This window comes from Halodesulfovibrio sp. MK-HDV, assembly GCF_009914765.1.
Classification (GTDB): Bacteria; Desulfobacterota; Desulfovibrionia; order Desulfovibrionales; family Desulfovibrionaceae; genus Halodesulfovibrio.
Map to the genome: position 1 here is coordinate 71,227 of NZ_WYDS01000001.1, position 17,611 is coordinate 88,837.

19 protein-coding genes and 1 other RNA gene are annotated in these 17,611 nt (G+C 44.7%); 3 read left to right on the forward strand and 17 right to left on the reverse strand.

Translation table 11 applies throughout. The features are described from left to right. Window positions 1–108: 108 nt before the first annotated feature. The 6 genes from MKHDV_RS00310 to MKHDV_RS00335 form a co-directional block, all read right to left on the reverse strand. A complete protein-coding gene (locus MKHDV_RS00310; protein ID WP_160711087.1) occupies window positions 109–783 on the reverse strand; it encodes an adenylate kinase in 675 nt (224 codons plus the stop codon). Window positions 784–866: 83 nt separating this feature from the next. Continuing rightward, a complete protein-coding gene (tilS, locus tag MKHDV_RS00315; protein ID WP_160711089.1) occupies window positions 867–1,886 on the reverse strand; it encodes a tRNA lysidine(34) synthetase TilS in 1,020 nt (339 codons plus the stop codon). Between the two features lie 24 nt (window positions 1,887–1,910). Further along, the gene (locus tag MKHDV_RS00320) at window positions 1,911–2,246 is read right to left on the reverse strand and encodes a hypothetical protein (RefSeq protein ID WP_160711091.1); all 336 of its coding nucleotides are present in this window, start codon (window positions 2,244–2,246) and stop codon (window positions 1,911–1,913) included. A gap of 48 nt (window positions 2,247–2,294) precedes the next feature. Continuing rightward, entirely contained in the window at window positions 2,295–3,602 is a 1,308-nt protein-coding gene (gene hemA / locus MKHDV_RS00325; protein WP_160711093.1) for a glutamyl-tRNA reductase, read from the reverse strand. A 5-nt stretch (window positions 3,603–3,607) separates the two neighbouring features. After that, window positions 3,608–4,081: a cytochrome c biogenesis protein CcsA gene (gene ccsA / locus MKHDV_RS19120; protein ID WP_371415986.1), complete on the reverse strand. Its 474-nt coding sequence runs from the start codon at window positions 4,079–4,081 to the stop codon at window positions 3,608–3,610. Between the two features lie 333 nt (window positions 4,082–4,414). Beyond that, window positions 4,415–5,104 carry a bifunctional precorrin-2 dehydrogenase/sirohydrochlorin ferrochelatase gene (locus MKHDV_RS00335; protein ID WP_160711095.1) on the reverse strand — a complete coding sequence of 230 codons (690 nt, stop codon included), beginning with the start codon at window positions 5,102–5,104 and terminating at the stop codon, window positions 4,415–4,417. 190 nt (window positions 5,105–5,294) lie between these two features. Between MKHDV_RS00335 and MKHDV_RS00340 the strand changes: the two genes are divergently transcribed. Together MKHDV_RS00340 and MKHDV_RS00345 are read left to right on the forward strand one after the other, a co-directional pair. Beyond that, the gene (locus MKHDV_RS00340; RefSeq protein WP_160711097.1) at window positions 5,295–6,515 is read left to right on the forward strand and encodes a glycosyltransferase family 9 protein; all 1,221 of its coding nucleotides are present in this window, start codon (window positions 5,295–5,297) and stop codon (window positions 6,513–6,515) included. After that, the gene (locus MKHDV_RS00345; RefSeq protein ID WP_160711099.1) at window positions 6,508–7,533 is read left to right on the forward strand and encodes a glycosyltransferase; all 1,026 of its coding nucleotides are present in this window, start codon (window positions 6,508–6,510) and stop codon (window positions 7,531–7,533) included. The genes MKHDV_RS00340 and MKHDV_RS00345 overlap by 8 nt, the downstream gene beginning before the upstream one ends. Before the next feature lie 93 nt (window positions 7,534–7,626). Here MKHDV_RS00345 and ispD read toward each other — a convergent pair whose 3' ends face one another. From ispD to MKHDV_RS00390, 9 genes are all read right to left on the reverse strand, one after another. Further along, window positions 7,627–8,808, reverse strand: a complete 1,182-nt coding sequence (gene ispD / locus MKHDV_RS00350; protein WP_160711101.1) for a 2-C-methyl-D-erythritol 4-phosphate cytidylyltransferase — start codon at window positions 8,806–8,808, stop codon at window positions 7,627–7,629. Between the two features lie 84 nt (window positions 8,809–8,892). Next, window positions 8,893–9,258, reverse strand: an RNA gene (rnpB, locus tag MKHDV_RS00355) — RNase P RNA component class A. Window positions 9,259–9,268: 10 nt separating this feature from the next. Continuing rightward, the gene (locus MKHDV_RS00360; protein WP_160711103.1) at window positions 9,269–10,030 is read right to left on the reverse strand and encodes a zinc ribbon domain-containing protein; all 762 of its coding nucleotides are present in this window, start codon (window positions 10,028–10,030) and stop codon (window positions 9,269–9,271) included. Between the two features lie 54 nt (window positions 10,031–10,084). After that, a complete protein-coding gene (locus MKHDV_RS00365; RefSeq protein ID WP_160711105.1) occupies window positions 10,085–11,089 on the reverse strand; it encodes a Nif3-like dinuclear metal center hexameric protein in 1,005 nt (334 codons plus the stop codon). Between the two features lie 398 nt (window positions 11,090–11,487). After that, entirely contained in the window at window positions 11,488–11,673 is a 186-nt protein-coding gene (locus MKHDV_RS00370; protein ID WP_160711107.1) for a hypothetical protein, read from the reverse strand. Between the two features lie 430 nt (window positions 11,674–12,103). Continuing rightward, a complete protein-coding gene (locus MKHDV_RS00375) occupies window positions 12,104–12,709 on the reverse strand; it encodes a DUF1641 domain-containing protein (protein WP_160711109.1) in 606 nt (201 codons plus the stop codon). A gap of 11 nt (window positions 12,710–12,720) precedes the next feature. Beyond that, window positions 12,721–13,959, reverse strand: a complete 1,239-nt coding sequence (locus MKHDV_RS00380) for an NAD(P)/FAD-dependent oxidoreductase (protein ID WP_160711111.1) — start codon at window positions 13,957–13,959, stop codon at window positions 12,721–12,723. Between the two features lie 240 nt (window positions 13,960–14,199). Then, a complete protein-coding gene (locus MKHDV_RS00385) occupies window positions 14,200–14,610 on the reverse strand; it encodes an Rrf2 family transcriptional regulator (RefSeq protein ID WP_160711113.1) in 411 nt (136 codons plus the stop codon). Window positions 14,611–14,954: 344 nt separating this feature from the next. Continuing rightward, entirely contained in the window at window positions 14,955–15,380 is a 426-nt protein-coding gene (locus MKHDV_RS00390) for an Rrf2 family transcriptional regulator (RefSeq protein WP_160711115.1), read from the reverse strand. Between the two features lie 614 nt (window positions 15,381–15,994). On the opposite strand from MKHDV_RS00390, the gene MKHDV_RS00395 reads away from it, so the two are divergent. Further along, on the forward strand, window positions 15,995–17,098 hold the full coding sequence (locus MKHDV_RS00395; RefSeq protein WP_160711117.1) for a site-specific integrase: 1,104 nt from the start codon (window positions 15,995–15,997) through the stop codon (window positions 17,096–17,098). Between the two features lie 49 nt (window positions 17,099–17,147). Here the strand turns inward: MKHDV_RS00395 and MKHDV_RS00400 are convergent, their stop codons facing one another. Both MKHDV_RS00400 and MKHDV_RS00405 read right to left on the reverse strand, forming a co-directional pair. Continuing rightward, window positions 17,148–17,420, reverse strand: coding sequence for an AlpA family transcriptional regulator (locus MKHDV_RS00400; RefSeq protein ID WP_160711119.1), 273 nt, complete (start codon window positions 17,418–17,420; stop codon window positions 17,148–17,150). A 2-nt stretch (window positions 17,421–17,422) separates the two neighbouring features. Further along, window positions 17,423–17,611 (reverse strand): hypothetical protein, encoded by a 189-nt coding sequence (locus tag MKHDV_RS00405; protein WP_216846823.1) that lies wholly within the window; start codon window positions 17,609–17,611, stop codon window positions 17,423–17,425.

Sequence of the window (17,611 nt, forward strand, 5' to 3'; positions counted from 1 at the left end):
TGGTACGCAAGACACAGTATAAGATAAGTTTGTTCAATGATTCTAATGCATAAAAAAGCCCTCTTACCTATCAAAGGCAAGAGGGCTTTATATACAAAAGTAGTATTACTAGGAGAGCTTTGAGATAAGAGTATCTTTGATAGATTCGATAGAACCTTCACCGTTGAGCTCAACGTATTTAGTTTCACCTTTTGCAGCGAGATCTTTGTAGAAGTATGCTGCAGCAAGGGTACCGTCACCGGTGTTGTAGTAGATATCATGACGTTTGTTGATTGCGTCTTCGTCCTGATCGTCTGCACGAGCAGTAAGAGCGCCACCACAGACACGACAAACTTCACCTTTAGGTTTGATAGGCTCAATAAAGATGTTGTTAGGGTGGTTGTTGTCATTTTCACAAAGACGACGACCCATGATGCGGTTCTTAGCAACTTCGCGAGGAAGAAGGATTTCAACAACGTGGTCAAGCTTGATGTCTTCAGCTTTAAGAGCTTCGTACAATTTTTCTGCCTGAACCATGTTGCGTGGGAAACCGTCAAGCAGCCAGCCTTTAGCGCCATCTACTTTCAAAGTTTCGAGAACCATCGGGATGGTGATTTCGTCAGGAACGAGGTCACCGCGGTCAATGTATTCTTTAGCTTTTTTGCCAAGCTCAGTTCCGCCACCGATGTGTTTGCGGAAGATAGCACCGGACTCAATGTGAGCCATGCCATCGTACTTTGTCTTAATAAGAGCGCCCTGAGTACCTTTACCACTACCGTTTGGTCCAAAAATGAGAATGTTCACCTCATTCCTCCTTGTCATTTATTTCACAAATGAAATACAGCAGGCTGTAACGTCTGTCAATCGCAGAGAGATAAAATAAATAATCATCGGTAGCTAAAATAGATTACACCCTTTCGAATAGTGGCAATTTTATTACCGGGAAACTGCACGATCTTGCCGCCAACGTTGGCCTGCCACGCTGTATCCAGCGCAAGCAGATTTTGCTGAAGCGGCTGTCCTTTGCCCATACTAGTCAATACTGCTTTATATACTCGCAGTCTTGTAGCTTGGGACATGGTGCGAAGATCTTCTTTGAGCAATGTCGGGGTCTCAATGTCAGTGTTTTCGAGGTGTTGCTCAATAATAGCTGCCCAGTGATCGGTATCAATCTGTGCAAGTTCCCAAAGAGAAGTTATTGCATCAAGAAAAGCAGGATTCTCTTTGCATAACAACGGGATAACTTGTGATCTTACGCGGTTGCGTAGGAAATTTGTGTCTACGTTTGATGCATCTTCACACCAGTTAAGGGAACATGCATTCGCAAACGAAATAAGTGTGTCTTTCGGTGTTGCAAGCAAGGGACGTAATATCTTGCGATTATTACATCTTCCTTCCATGCCACCCAAAGCAGGCCAGCCTGTTCCTCGAACAAGACGCATGACAACGTCTTCTGCAAGGTCATTTGCGTGGTGCCCTGTGACAATCCAGTCAGCATTTATTGTGCGGCGTGTTAACGTTAAAAACTCATATCGTAGCAAGCGAGCAGCTTCTTCAAGACCTAATTTGTGGAGGGAAGCGTGTGCTGCAACATCTTGAGAAGATACTGTTAATTCAATGTCTAGTGACGCACAAAGTTGACGGACATGTGCCTCTTCAGCACCGGCCTCGGGACGAAGCTGATGGTTGAAATGAGCTGCATGGATGGTGCAGTCATTTCTTTTTGCAAGGCATGTGAGAATGATGAGTAGGGTGCTGGAATCGACCCCTCCCGAAAGTGCAACAAGCAAAACAGAGTTTTTAAGAGGAGTATTTAACTTGTTTGTGATAAAATTCTCAATCCCAAGACAGATGTGCGCTGTCTTGGGATTGAGGTCTTGTAAACTTATGGGAAGTTGTCTGTTCATGATCTGTTTCAACAACAGCCTTTGTTAAACATAAATATCAAGCTCAGTGAGCATGTCATCAATGTATTTGATCATGTGTGCACGCAGGTCTTCAGAAGCGTAAGAAACGCATTCACAGCGAAGTTTATTCCGAGCACGTACGAGAAGCTCCAAGCGTAACGTTTTGCCGTCAATTTCAAGAGCCATACAGTGTGGGCCACATTCGTCTGTGTGTTCCTTCTGGACGTCGGAAAGCAGGTCTTGCGGACATGGAAGCCAGTAGATGCCTTCCATAGCACCAGTGAGTTCCATTTCGTTAAGTCGTCCGGCAATGGCTGCGATATTATCGCTAGTGAAATCTTCAAGCAGGTAGAGTCGCATGTGAGTATTCCTTTCTATTCGGCTGACAGCGTAAGTGCGGCAATAGGGCTAGCGTCTTCTGTGAGGGTGTGCCTTTTCAGTCACGTCATCCCTGTCCAGATTGAACATACGGCGTGTGATATCAATGTATCGATCACCAGCTTCTTCTTCCTCATAACGACGTTTGAGGAAAGAAATAGGCTCGTGGTTCACCTTTTTAGAAATGGAATTGATCATTTCACGTAAATGCATTTCCATTTCAGGCGTTGCGTCAGGAATATGCTTAAGCGTTTTAGCAAGCTCATCTTCCATAATTGCATCTGTTCTGGAAATCAGGTCAACAATGGTCGGCTGCAATTGAAGTGATTTTAGCCACTTATTAAAAGTGACGGTTTCACAGTCAACAATTGTGCGTGCCTTGTTGGCTTCTTCCTGACGCTGAGCAAGGTTTTCTTCGACCACTTCTTTGAGATCATCGATGTCATACAGGTACACGTTGTCCAGGCCGTTAACGTCTGGATCAATGTCACGCGGTACAGCAATATCGATGAAGAACATGGAACGGTTTTTACGCTTTTTCAATACCTGACGTATATCTTTAGCGCGGATAACTGCTTCATGAGCACCAGTGGAGGATATGATGATATCAACTTTTTCCAGCTGGTCGAAAAGTTGGTCAAACGGAATTGCTTCACCGTTAAATTGTTCTGCAAGGGCTTGTCCACGTGCGAATGTGCGGTTAGCAACATATACTTTGCTGATGCCGTTATTGAGCAGATGCGTTGCAGCAAGTTCTGCCATTTCGCCAGCACCGATAAGCATCGCACTGCGTTCACTCATGTCGCCAAAAATGCGTTTTGCCAGTTCAACGGCAGCATAGGAGATAGAAACAGCACTGGAAGCAACGCCAGTTTCTGTTCGCACTCGTTTAGCAACGGAGAATGCTTTGTGCAGCAGTCTGTTCAGCACAACACCAGTGGTGTCTTTGTCTACTGAGTCATGGTAGGCATCTTTGAGCTGTCCCAAAATTTGCGGCTCACCAATGACTAGAGAATCAAGGCTGGCAGCAACGGTAAACAAATGTGTTACCGCATCCAGCCCTTTGTGCTTGTAGATATACGGAGCAAGTTCTTCAACCGGAAGATTGCATACTTTTGCCCAGCATTCTAATACGTGTTCAATGGCGTTTTCGCCATCTGCAACAACGAGTAATTCGACTCGGTTACAGGTAGAGAGCGTAAGCGCTTCTTTAATACATCCATCAACAGGCACAACGCCTTCTTCAAGATGTTTGCAGTCTGTAAGAGCGAATTTTTCGCGGACTTCAACACCGGCGGTCTTATGGTTAAGACCAATGAGATAAATATCGCGATCCATATTGATTACTGAAGAAAGCTATGATGTGTTGATGTAAAGATATTAATGCCAATTAATGAGAACATGCAGATACCAAATATCCAAATAGCTGCATGTGCGGCTTTACGGCCGCGCCATCCCATCACGAGTCGCTGGTGGAACAGCCACGCGTAGACAAACCAGACACCTAAGGAAACAACTTCTTTAGGGTCACCGCTGAGTATTCTGCCCCATTCAATGCGAGCCCAGATAAATCCGGTGACGACACCCACGGTGTACAAAGGAAAACCGGCAACTACAGCAAGTTGGTTTACTTTGTCAAAAGTGGTTAATGCAGGCAGTTCTTTTTCAAAATCACTAAGTGGTTCTTTTGATTTGATTTTTCTTTCAAGGCGCGTGAACAAAATTCCCGCACCGAAGGCCATTGCCAGTAAGCCAAAGCTTAAAAACAATGTGCCAATGTGCAACCCGAAAAATGCGCCAGCCCATGCTTTTGGCAATTGTGATGCACCCTTCGCATGGAATGAACCAATAAAAAAGTACTAGTGCAAGCGGAGATGCGGTGAGTGACAAAAACGAAAGCTTGAATCGCCACCACAATAAAAAAGTAAATAAGTAGTAAGCTCCATGACAGCATGGAAATATAGTAACCGGAAGGCAATGCCCATCCGTTTATCGCCATGGCATACCCAAGTAAAACTGTGTGCAGTCCAAAACCGCAGATAGTCAGTGCGTTGGATAAGTGCTTAAGCTTTGGGTTTTTAACAATCGAACCGGTAAAAACGGAAAGAGCACCTAAACAATACAACGTAACGACGAGAATGGAGAATAGCTCAAACGAGCTCATGGAGTAACGCTCCTATGTTAGAATGCAATGTCTCCGGAAGGGTTGACCGTAAAATCGATTCAGCCGCAATCCGATCTTTTTTCTGAATGGCTTCTGCAATGTCAGATGAAACAAGGCTACGAAACATAGCTGTGTTCTGTGCAGTATCATTTGCCAGTTCAAGTATCAATGGACGAATCCGTCCCATAAGCGTGACAACAGGGGCGTATTTGTCGCCAACCTGTTCTTGAAGTTCTTTTTTTATCTTGCGAGAAAGTGCCGGACTTGCGCCGCCTGTAGATAGCGTAATCAGCAAGTCTCCCTTTTCTATATGTGCAGGCACGGTAAAAGTTCCCGCAGAAGGGTCATCAATGACATTGCACAGAATTCCCTGTTTCGCACATACGCTTGAAACTTTTTCATTAACAGCCCGATTACCGGTTGAAGCAAAAACAAGAGTTTTTCCTGTAACATCGCTTGCTTCAAAATCTCGCTGAGCGTAGGTAACGAGAGGGCTGTTAAGTAGTTGCAGCAATTCAGCATCGTTTACTTCTCCAATTGCAAAGGTGTCCAGAACAGTCACCTGTGCTGGATTTGCTTTAAGAAGAGTGGCAAGCTTACGCTGGCCGACTTTGCCGAGTCCTACAATAAGGCATTGCGTGCCATGAAGATCTAATAGAAGAGGATAATAGCGCATACATGTCTTATATATTGTGTGCAGCGTCTTGTAAAATACTGCCTTCAGTAAGTTTGCGATAAAAACATAGGATGGTTGCTCCTAAATGCTAGAGCGCTGCGCTCTGGCGGGGCTTCTGTACTTTTTGCACTGTGCGTAAGGCACTATTAACAACAACTGAACGAAATAATTTTTACCGTAATAAATCATTATGAAAAAATACTGCGTTATTCAATCAGGTAGCCTTACTGACTTACTTCAGACAAAACGGCTTATTCTTTCCTTGTGTCGAAAAGAAGCACAGGTGCATCTTTGTGTTGTCCCTGAACTGCAAGATGCAGCTGCCTTTTTGTATCCGGAAGTTGAGCTCCATCCATTTCCATTTAGTAAAGAATTTACGAATGTGGCAACGTCTGATTCTATTCCGGATCATCTAGATTTGGACTCCTTCGAAGCGGTGTACAATCTACACGGTTCTTCCAAGAATATGATGATGTCGACCCTTTTTTCTTCAGACGTCATGTGTGGCTATTGGCGACATAACGGGCGTGAGCATCGCAGTCCGTGGCTGACTTGTTTGTCTCGCGTGCACGGTCGGCAACGTTTTTTGAATACTATGGATATTTGGGCGCACCTTGTTCCGTCCCCAATTCCTTCCCATATGGTGAATCCTATAGCCATGCGTAAGGGTGGTGGAATAGGAGTTGTTTTACGGGATCTAAACGGTAGAGCCTTACCGTTATCCGTCCTTGCAGGATGTATTAATGCCGTTTGTACTGCCAGCAGAGAAACAGACGTAGTCCTTTTTGGCGAGAAAGCAGACGAGCAGCTTGTTGCTGAATTGCTTCCGTTGTTAAAAGAAAAAATTGCAGCAAAAACAGTAACTCGGTGCTTTGAAACTTCTTTTGCAGAAGATTTCGAGATTATTAGTACATTGGATATGCTGGTTACACCGGAATCCACACTAATGCACGCTGCCGCGCATGTTGGAACACCTGTTAATGCCTTTTTCCATTCATCAGCTTGGTGTATGGAAAATGGCCCTTATGGATTAGGCCATAGAGTTTGGCAAGCTGATACAGCATGCGCACCATGTATCCCAAAAGACGATTGTGCTGAAAATTTTGCATGCATGCATGTTTTCGGTGAAGAAAAGCTGCAACGTTTTCTCGCTGGAAAAATCGACGATGATTATCCACAGGGTGTGACCGGGTATGTTTCCATGCTGGATGAAGTTGGTGTGACGTATATGCCGGTTTTTGGAACAGAAGAACATGCGGTGGAGCGCCTTGCTCTACGTGGTATTGCTTCTGAGTTTGTCGGCATTACTAAAATCAGCAAAACAGTGCCGCAGGGCAGCAATAATTTTTATGCTGAGCAGGATTGGCTCATGCAAAGCTGCGTGAATGACGAGGAGATAGATGATGAGTAAGATTTTTGAACATATTTTGATCGTGCCTCCTCTCGATAATTCTACTTCTTGTATTGTTACAGGCTGCAAGGAAGCTTTGGAAAAGCAGGGGCACCATGTTGATGTTTTTGATACAAAAGCATGGCTGTCTGTATGTTCTGCGCTCCAGCATTTACCTATAACGCTTGAGCATCAGGACACACTAGCCGCACAAGGTTTCGATCTTATTGCCCGTGCAGTGAAAGCAGTGGCAGAATCAAAAGGGATAAAGATTGTACTCGGGTTTCCTCGGTCTCCCCTGACCGCAGATGTTCGAAAAGAGCTACAGACTCAGGCAATAACAACAGCGTGTTGGATGACTGAAGAATGCACTTCCTTCCCTTTTTGGCGTAAAGTCATTGAAGGGTACGATGTCGTCGCAACAATCCAGCATGAGCCGCTGATTAGTGAAGTTTCTGTGCTTGGTCATACATCCGTATATCTGCCGTTCGCGGCTAAAAGTGCATGTTGCACGCCGGTAAGCACGCATACAGCAGCTGAAGATATGATTGTAGTTCTTGGAGACGCTAGCGATAAGATTGCTAGTGCGTTAAGTTCATTCATAGGCAGAGGAATGGTTCTCTGGGGTGACGGCTGGGAGCGTTACGAACAGTTTATGCCATATTATCAAGGCAAACTGCAGTCTCTTACGCGGTCAGAACGTAAGGCCTTGTACAGAGATGCTGCCATTATCGTGAACATTCATTCAGCAAATATTGGTAGCGGTGATGCCGTAAATATGGAAACTTTTGCTATTGCCGCCTGTGGCGGGTTCCAGATTGTCGATAAACGGACACTTATGGAAGGCATGTTTTCATACGATGAACTGGTAATGTTTGAGTCACCAGAAGAGCTGTCTGAGCAAATTTCTGAATTTATCGACGATCGTAATGCTCGTTTGGAATATGCACGCAATGCACAGCGGCTTGTGTTGGCTGAACACACATATGAGCAACGGATGCATACACTAATACAAGCTATTGCAGATAGTTCGAAGTAGATTTTTGATGAACAAAAAAGGGGGTGTCCTAGTAAATAGGACACCCCCTTTTTGATTTTATGAAAGGTAATGTTTAGTCACGAAATAAACGTGTTAGCTGCGCAACGCCATAACGGCTGCTACGGCTTTTATGCCTTTTTTCTCACCGGTAAAGCCGAGCTTTTCTTCGGTGGTAGCTTTGACGTTTACTTGGTAATCGTTAAGCTTAAGCATTCGGCAGATATTTTTCTTGATCTGCGGTTTCCAAGGCACAAGACGCGGAACCTGTGCGATGATTGTGAGATCTACATTTGTGAGCTTGTAGCCTCGCTGGAGAAATTTGTCGTACACTTCGTTGAGGAGTACGCCGCTTGAAATATTGTCAAACTCTTCTGAAGAATCCGGAAAATGTTCACCAATATCGCCGTCACCCATGCAACCGAGGAGTGCGTCACACAGAGCGTGAAGCAGAACATCACCATCAGAGTGAGCCACAACCTGGGGGCCGCCTTGAATAGGGATGCCGCCAAGCTTCATAGGACGTCCTTCACCGTAACGGTGGACATCGTATCCCCAGCCGGTGACAGGAACGGGCATGGCAACCTGCTTAGATTCGATCATGGTAAGGTCTTCCGGATTTGTGATTTTGTAGTTTTTTGCTTCGCCTTCCACTATGGCAACGGTGAATCCAGCCTGTTCAGCAATGGAAGCATCGTCTGTTACTTCCCAGCCTTCTTCGTTGCATTTATCGTGCACCGCAATAAGCATTTTTTTGTCGAAGCCTTGCGGAGTCTGACAAGCTCGAAGAGTAGAGCGGTCAAGTGTGTGACTGATTGTGTTGTTTTCGGTCACTTTAATGGTGTCTGTTACTGGAATTGCAGGAATTACAGCTTGAGTACCAGCTTTGAGAGAATCAAGCAGTGTGTTTGTGAGCGCTGTGGAGAAGAACGGGCGAGCTGCGTCATGCACTAGTACGTGTGTGCATTCTGAAGGCAGTGCCTGTAGTCCGTTGTAAACCGAATCTTGTCTACGTGCGCCACCTGCTACCACTTTCCAAGGCAGACCAAGTCTGCGTCCAAAATCAAGCTTTGTCAGTGTTTCTGTTGCTTCTTCAATGTCTTCTTCAGGGAAAACAAAGAGGAGTCCACGCATGCGTGTTGTATGAGAGAAAGTGATTGCAGAATGCCAGAAGAGCGGAGCGCCTTTCCATTCCAAGAACTGCTTTTTAACGCCGTTAGTGGCTGCAGAGAGACGTGTGCCGGAACCGGCAGCAAGAATGATGGACCAACAATGCATGGGGAATTCCTTACATATTGTGCAGTGGTAGTAATAAAAAAGTATAGCATATAAAAAAAGGGTGCAAAGCACCCTTTTTTTAAAATATGGAGTCAGGACTATAAGCCGGGTTTTGTCTCCCTCTTGCGAGGGCGGTTATCATTCGTCTAGGGTTATGATTACTCATAACCTCAAGCAACCTACCCGAAAACAACGACCGGGCCGGTCGTAACTGTTTCCCTATTTGGTCTTGCTCTGAACGGGGTTTACCTAGCCTACCATGTCACCATGATACCTGGTGAGCTCTTACCTCACCGTTTCAACCTTACCGGCAGTAAACTGCTTAGGCGGTTTGCTTTCTGTGGCACTCTCCGAGGATCACTCCCCCTGGGCGTTACCCAGCGCTCTGCCCTTTAGAGCCCGGACTTTCCTCCCCGCACAAAAGTGCGCGACGATAACCTGTCCAACTCCAAAAATATGTTTACGCTTCTGCTGCGGCAGCTGCTGCTTTATCTGCTTCGCTTGCGAAGTGCTCTGACCAGTAGATCAGACGCTGGCAGTTAGGGCAGCTAAGGATCTGATGCCCCTTCTGAAGCTCAATGTAGCTCTGTGGTGGAATCGCAATGTGACAACCGTTACAGATCTGTTCTTTAACAGCAACAATAACTGGGTTGTCCAAACGAGAGCGGATAAATTCGTAACGACTAAGGATAGGAGTCGGAACTTCTTTACCTGCAACGTTACGTTTTTTATCAAGCTTATCGAGAACTTTGCTTGCTTCTTCGACACGCTGTTTGAGACTGGCTTTTTTCTCTTCCAAGTCTACTTTGATGATGCCGTAGCGTTCATCCATGTCTGCAACTGCCATCTGCTGGCGTTCAAGTTCTTCAGAGAGAGCAAATTTTTCTTCTTCACGAAGACGGTTAAGCTTCTCAAGGTTGTCCATTTCACGCATCATTGCGTGATACTCTTTGGTGTTACCAACGAGCATGAGTTTGGACTTACTTTTTTTAACTTTGAGAGCGTCGTTTTCGATCTCAGAGTTAATGCGTTTTTCCTGTCCTTTAAGATGATCAATCTTCTCAAGGAAGTTATTGCGCTGGTTTTCAAGCGCATCAAAGCGTGTCTGAAGAGCTTCAACTTCTTTTGGAGCTTCATCAAGTTCACTTGTGATACCAAGGATTTCATCATCAACAAGCTGCAATGCAACGAGCTGTTCGATTTGCTTTAGATACAGGCTCAAGGTTTTTTCCTCCTGAAAACCATAGGGTTCGGACTTGCCGACACTGTGAAATTTCTATTCTGCGAATGGACCGATCAAACGCATTGGATCCTGCGCGGGCAGGAAAAATATTTCTATGTCATCCAGTTCTCCTGCAAGCTGCAAGGCAAACTGGCGCATCATTTCTTCTTCAAGACTGAAATGCCCAACATCAAGAATGCATCCGGTTGTATCCAGAGCAGAATGATATTTGACATCACCAGTAATAAACACATCCGCACCCATAGCAAACGCTTTAGGGGCAAAATCACTACCAGATCCCGTACAGTAAGCAACTTTAGATACTGTTTCAGGAATAGGGCCGCTTTTTACCCAATAATCACGATCCACCACTGAGGCAAGTTGCTCAGCGAATATGCCAAAAGATACAGGTTTTGGCAAAGTGCCAATGGTGCCAAAGCCGAGGCTTCGAGACTCTGTATCAGGTGTAGAAGGTATAAAAATTGGCAACTCGTCCAAATCTGCTGCAAGCTGAGCAAGGACTGTGCTTCTGTGCTCTCTACTATATGTTACATTGATCATTTGATCAATGTGCCGCACGCTATGAATTTTCGGGTTGCTTTCCCATTCATAAAGCATAGAGCTTGCTGCGATGTCACGCGAAGGTGTAAATGCTATTGCTTCCGGTTCAAGCGTACAGGAAGTGCCAAGCAGTTTACAATTTTGCAGTTCAAGCGCGCGTGCTAACCATCCCGCCGGTCCTTCGGGGTTTGCATCAAGCGACGTATGTGCACTGTAAAGGCACATATCATTCTTAACGAGCGCTGATACAATTGAAAAATATGTATCAAGTTTGTTTAAGTACCGGGGCTTCATCAGCAACGGATGATGCGTGAGAACAAAATCTGCTCCCTGTGCTATAGCTGTCTGAATTGTATATTCAGTAGGATCAAGCGCAAGGGCAAGTCTTTGTACTTTTTTTCTTCGATTGGGAATCTGCACGCCACAGTTATCCCACGAAGCCGCACCGCAAAGTATAGCTGTATCTTCGATTTTTTTGATAAGGTCAGTTGTTTTCATGACTCTCTCTCAGCAAGTTAGAAAGGCGGTAAAATGTGTCGCCTGTAAAACAGCGTTAGTATCAACGAAAACTGAGAATAAATCCAGCAATAGGGAAAAAAAGCGGTGTTCTGCTTGCAGCAGTGTTTACGTCTTTTTTGGCAATGCTCTGACTTATTGTTGACCATATGCAATCGGCACCATTCTTTGCGTGTCGTAAAGCGGATGTGTGCTATGACATAACATATGAGGATGGTCAAGAAAAGTATGCAAACCGTGCTTTAACACCGGAATGAAAGTTGGAGATATTTACCGCGGAGAATGGGGTGTAGGAGTGAAATGCTTATGGATTGTCGGGGAGGGCATTTATAAAAGGAATGATCCTCCCGAAAACTTTTTTTCAAGAGGATCAAAGAAAATTACTGTCTTTTTTTACTCGGCTGCCACATGTCCCAATCCATTGGCCTGTTTACAGCGCTTTCGTCTTTTGTCTCATTCGCACAGTTAATGCGCTCAGCAGCTTTTTTAATCCATCGATCTTTGTTTTGTGGTTCCCAAAGGTCATTCCAATCTTTAGGGGCGTTTGCAGTTTTAGGTTGTACCATTTCCCTTTCCTCCTGGTTGAGCGTGCCCATGAACAGATTTTTTACAATCTGATAAATGAACGTTGTACAAAGTGGACAGTCGCCACCGTCTGTTTTTGTACAATGAGATTAAACCCTAAATCATACCAGCAAGGTATGATTTGAACACAAAAAAATATCTACACGCACATCATTCAAACTTCTAAATGATGTCAAATGGAACAATATGATAAAATGTATAGTTATCGCTGTTCCCAATGTGAATACTAAAAACTTACTGTATGTAAATGACGCTACAACATAGAAAAGTTTGCTTCAACCTTTTTCCTACTAAAATTGTAGGAATTAAAAAAACGAGAGCAAAACAGTCATTGTGTGACAGTGCTTATGCTCAATAAAAAAAGCCCTCTACGTAAAGTAGAGGGCTTTTTTAGCATCGGGATATTGTTTGTTATGCTTTTTCTTTACCGAGTGTGGAAAGAAGTTCCATAACGAGGCCAAGTGCCTGCTTGGATTCTTTGGAATGAAGTTTTCCAACCATGCCAAGCGGGCTAACAGGCTGTGCATTTTTGAGGTCAGCATCGCCCATTTTTTCAAGAAGTCCGGCAAGTACTACCAGACCATCGCCCATACGGCCGATTTCTTCTGGAGAGTATTGCTCGGTGATTTTGCCCATGGATTCAGTAAGTGCACCAATTGACTTGAATACACCTTTTTCGTCCAGTTCCTGAAACTTTTCGATTCCAGCAAGGAAAGTAGGCTTAATCATAGGCTCAGTAAGCGCCCAGATGTCTACGAGATCGTCAAGACGCTCAAGTGCCCATGTGATATTGCGTACGCTCATTACAAAGCGCTTCAACAGGGCAGTGATGTCATTGAGCTCGCAACGGTGCTGAAGAGAATCAAGTTCTCCGAGCATCACGTTGTGAAGCGTGTCCCGCATAATCGGGGTAACTGTAGCCCCCAAATCAGCCATGGTTTCAGCGCGACTATGCATCATGCTGATTTTTTCTTCCATGACCTCAAGGCGGGCTAAGATGAGTTCTTCGTTGGTCATTATAAGCTCCGCTATTTTTTGTTACGAACGTCGATTTTGCCAGCCATGTACATGTTTGGCTCAAATGGAAGTTCGTGACCTTTCAGCATGAGGTTGTAGTAAACCCAACGGAACATCTGTTTGCCGTAGTAGTTCATACGGGTGTCGCCGAGAAGATCGAATGGTCCAATACCTGGAAGCGGGAACTTACCTGGAAGTGGCTCAGTTTCGTAGTTAAAGTCGATAAGGGACGCTTTCTCGAGGCTGGTAACAATAAAGCAGTTTGAGTGACCATCAAATTTGTGGTGCGGTGCGTTACCGTTGATTTCAGCAGTGAGGTTTTCGCAAATGATGTCGCATTCGAAGTGAGCAACGGAACCAGCTTTAGAAGTTGGAACGTTGGTTGCGTCACCGATAACATACATGTTCTCGTGCTCTTCAGCTTTGAGAGTGTGGTTGTCGGTAGGTACGAAGCACATTGCATCACCAATGCCGGAATCTTCGAGAACCTGCTGACCGAAGTTAGGTGGAATAGATACGAGCAAGTCGTAGTTTCTTTCTTCACCCATTACGTCAACAAGAGCTTTGTTTTTAGCGTCAACGCTGTCCAAAACAAAGTTAGGTACGATGTTAATGCCTTTTTCTTTACAGAGGCCACCAAGAATTCGGTTAGCTACAGACTTGGTGAAAGCACCAGTAAGCGGGGTAACGAGTTCGATCTCAATGTTGTCACGAACGCCGCGCTTTTTGAAAAAGTCGTCAGCCATGTAAAGGAATTCAAGTGGAGCAACTGGACATTTGTACGGTGTCTCAGCAATGTTAAGAATAAGCTTACCCTTGGTGAATTCGTGCATTTTAGGCATAAGAGCCGCTGCACCATCAGGGGTGTAGAAATCGTGAATGTCGCCACGCCAGTCATCCATCATGCCTTCAACTTCTTCCGGCACAACGCGACAGCCAGTACCAACTACGATCCAATCGTACTCGTACTTGCTTTCTTTAGTGGTAACAACTTTGTTCTTAGGATCAATATTGGTAATGGTATCCAGTACGAAGTTAACACCTTTAGGGATAAATTCAGCCTTCGGCTTCACGCAATCACCTGGAGTGTACACACCGAAAGGCACGAACAGCCAGCCTGGCTGGTAGTGGTGCATCGGGTCACGGTCGATGATGGTGATATCCCATTCTTTCTCAGCAAGCTGCTTACGCATTTTTGCGGCAATCATTGTGCCGCCACAGCCTGAACCGAGAATAAGTAGTTTCTTCATGCCTGATCTCCTCTTACATATCAGTGAAGTAGTCTTACTTGCGGGTTAATTGCCCACCAGTAAGCGGTTACGTCATTTTTTAGACGATTTTTAAAGCAACATTATCTTCACGGAAAAAACGGGGACATGCGGCAACGCAAACGTTTTTTCCTGAATCTATTTACAATGGTGGGTAACATCGGAAGGGGGATGGAGTGTGTCGCATCTCGTGCTCCCTGCATGTCACCAAAAACAAAAAAATTATTGGCTGTAGCTTGAGGCGTGACTCTGCATCAGATCAGCAAGAGTAATTTTCTCAAGGGTGTCTTCTAATGCTTGCGCTACACTATCCCATGAACCAACAACCTGAGTCGGAATAACGGCATCATCAGTTTGCAGAGTAGGGGCAATTACTCCGCCTTCGATTACCCGTAAAACCTGTGCAAGGGTTACGTCTTCAGGGCGTCTGCAGAGGATGTGACCTCCGGCAACGCCGCGTACGCTTCTCACCATTCCGGCAGATTTTAATGAACGAATAATTTTTTCGATGAATTTAACAGAGATACCTGTTTTATTAGACAAAGTTGCAGCTGGAACTGGTTTGTTGCCATCCTGAAGAGCAAGATGAGCTAGCAGTAACGATGCATTATGTGCAGTTGTAGATATACGCATGACTTGCTCCTTGGGGCTGGTGTGTAGTCGCTGTTTAATTCCTACCTTTGTAATCCAGATTAATTTAATCCGGATTAGATAGGTCGGAAATAGCTGAATCAGAGGGGGGTGTCAACAAGGATTCAAAAAAATAGTGGTGCGTATTATAGGGAGTTATGGAGAACGGAATATGACAGAAAAGAAACTATTTGTAAGTATTGAGGAAGGTTACAGCGATGTTTAGAAGAATGAGGGATAATAAAAAACAACAACGCCCTGCTATAAGAAATAGCAGGGCGTTGTTGTTTATGCCGTATCAATAGCATCTTGCAATGCAAAAAACACGAAAGAAAAAGTGTTAAAGACTATTCAATAGGATGAACTTTTCCATCTATGATGTCCTGTAGAGATATTGAGTTCAGCTCGTTCTCTAAAACTTGGGAAGCTTTCATCCAAACGCTGCGAGTTGTACAGAACTCTTTGCGTGGACAGTCGTCGGCAAGTTTTTTGTCGCAACAAGCGGTAAGTCCTACATGTCCTTCCATTATGCGAATCACGTCACCTACAGAAATAGTATCAGGCGTTTTAGCAAGCATATGTCCGCCGGCAGCGCCGCGCATGCTTGTAATGAGCCCAGCTTTTTTGAGGGGACGCAGAATTTGTTCAATGAACTGAACGGAAACTCCGGAAGATTCGGATAGAGAAGTGGTTTTCAATGGAGAATCAGTGCCATGCCTTCCCAATTTTACTAAAATTCGAACGGCATAGCGAGTACGCGCAGAAAGCTTCATTAATTATGCCCCTTAAATTACGAAGTCTATTAATTGCGTGTCGATATTTGATGAGAGTACTACGTTAGTAAGTGCTTCTCGTCAAGGCAGGCTGCGGGTTTAACCCGATTCAACCTGTAATGAATATTGCTTAACAGTGTATACAGCTTTTACATCTGAGATCAATATTGCACATAAGTTGTAATAGGAATTTTCAGTATGTAGTGGGTGTGTCGGGTAAATGCAATGTTTGGTGACTTCCGTATGGTATGGCATAAAAACCTTACAGGCAACGTAGATAATGCTGTGATTGGTTTACCATACAAATAGTCTTTCGAATTTTTTCGAAGGGTTTAATGCAGGACAGTTGAGGGGGAGGTTTTGCTTTGAATTTTGGCCATAGAATACCAAAAAACGCTTGCGGAAATTTCCGCAAGCGTTTGAATGCTGGTGGGCCTAGCAGGATTTGAACCTGCGACCTGCCGGTTATGAGTGGGCAGGGACGTGCTTTTATGCTACGTTAAAACGGCTCTTGCCCTTGTTATATAAGGACGTTCCACGATGTAGCTCTTTGCCGTTTAAGTCCTGTATGTTACCTTTTTTCCGATTTTGGGTAGCAAGGAGGGTAGCAAAAAATGGCAATGACGAAACGGATTAAAACTCGTTATTCAGGAGTATATCAGCGTACATCTGAAAAGCGACGCCATGAAGGGCGTCCAGATGTTTGTTATGACATTACCTACAAAATAGGGTCAAGGAAAGTCTGGGAAAAGGTCGGGTGGAAATCGGAAGGTATAACGGCTGGTTTTGCTAGTCAGGTTAAGAATGATCGTTTGTCTGAAGTACGAAAAGGTAAGGCTCCTACTAAGACAAAGCATATTACACTGAACAAAGCGTTTGAGTTGTATTGCAAAACGCATCTCGCTGCTACAAAGTCGGAACGACGGATACGCAGCATGTATTGTTCTGGTGTTAAGCCTGTTCTGGGACATAAGATGATCGCCGAAATTTCTGTACGAGATATGCAACAACTTGCGACTTCTTTAGTTGGTCAAAAGGCCCCTGCCACTATACGGCATTACGTAAGCATTGTTCGTTCCGTATATAATAAATTGATAGAGTGGGGAGATTACACTGGCGAGAACCCAGCTCGGGCGATTAAGATTCCTCGTGTCGATAATGACCGCACTCGATTTCTTACCCGATCAGAAGCTTCTATGTTGCTGGATGAGCTTTGTTGCAGGAGTTTGGATACCTTCAGGATTGCATTAATTTCCTTGCACACAGGGATGCGCGCAAGTGAAATTTTTGGATTAATGGGAGAGAACGTTAATCTGTCTGAGGGATTTATATATATTAATGATACAAAGAATGCTTTAAGTCGTGTTGCGTACATGACAGATGCTGTGCGTAAGACTTTTGAAGATATTGAACCGCAGGCCGGAGAGATTGTTTTTCCTGCCCGACATGGTGACTTTCGCGAAGAAGTGCCAGATACCTTTGAAAGGGCCGTAAAAGAATTAGGGCTAAATGATGGCTTAGCAGATACACGCGATAAAGTCGTGTTTCATACGCTTCGGCATACATTCGCTTCTTGGCTTGTTTCTGAAGGGGTACCATTGAAAACAATTCAAGAGTTGCTTGGTCACTCCACCATTAGAATGACAGAGCGGTACGCAAAGCTTGCACCAGACAAAAAGGAAGAAGCTGCACGTTTATTGAATATGCTGCTGAAATAGCAAAAAGCCCGATGCGTAAGTATCGGGCTTTTTAGTGTTGGTTCACTTGTTAGTTGATTGTCTTTTGAATGCAGAAGTTGACGTATTGCTCTATGTCCTCATGCCTATATCGAACACTTCCGCCCACTTTTAGCCATGCGGGGGCGAGGCCGCGCATGCGTCTTTTTGCAAGGGTTGATTCGCTGACTCCATACAGTTCGGAAGTTTCTTTTACAGTGAGTAGTTTCTTTCGCTTGAGTACTTCAAGTCGTGCAGCTGGTGCGTATGCCTGTACAATTGCATTTTCATGAATTTGGGAAAGTTCTTCTTTGGTAAATTCCATAGTTAGCTCCAAATGTAACAGGCAGTGCTGCCGAGTGTTAGTGATGTTAAAAACATTTTCCAATCTTGGGTGGCTGCTTCGTAGCAAGCACCGAGTAGGGTGATAATGCTGCACGCTGCGCCGATACCAGGGAAGAAGGAAAGGGCCGCGATAAGAAGCAGCGTTTTGTCCTGTGTGGTGATGGTGTTCAT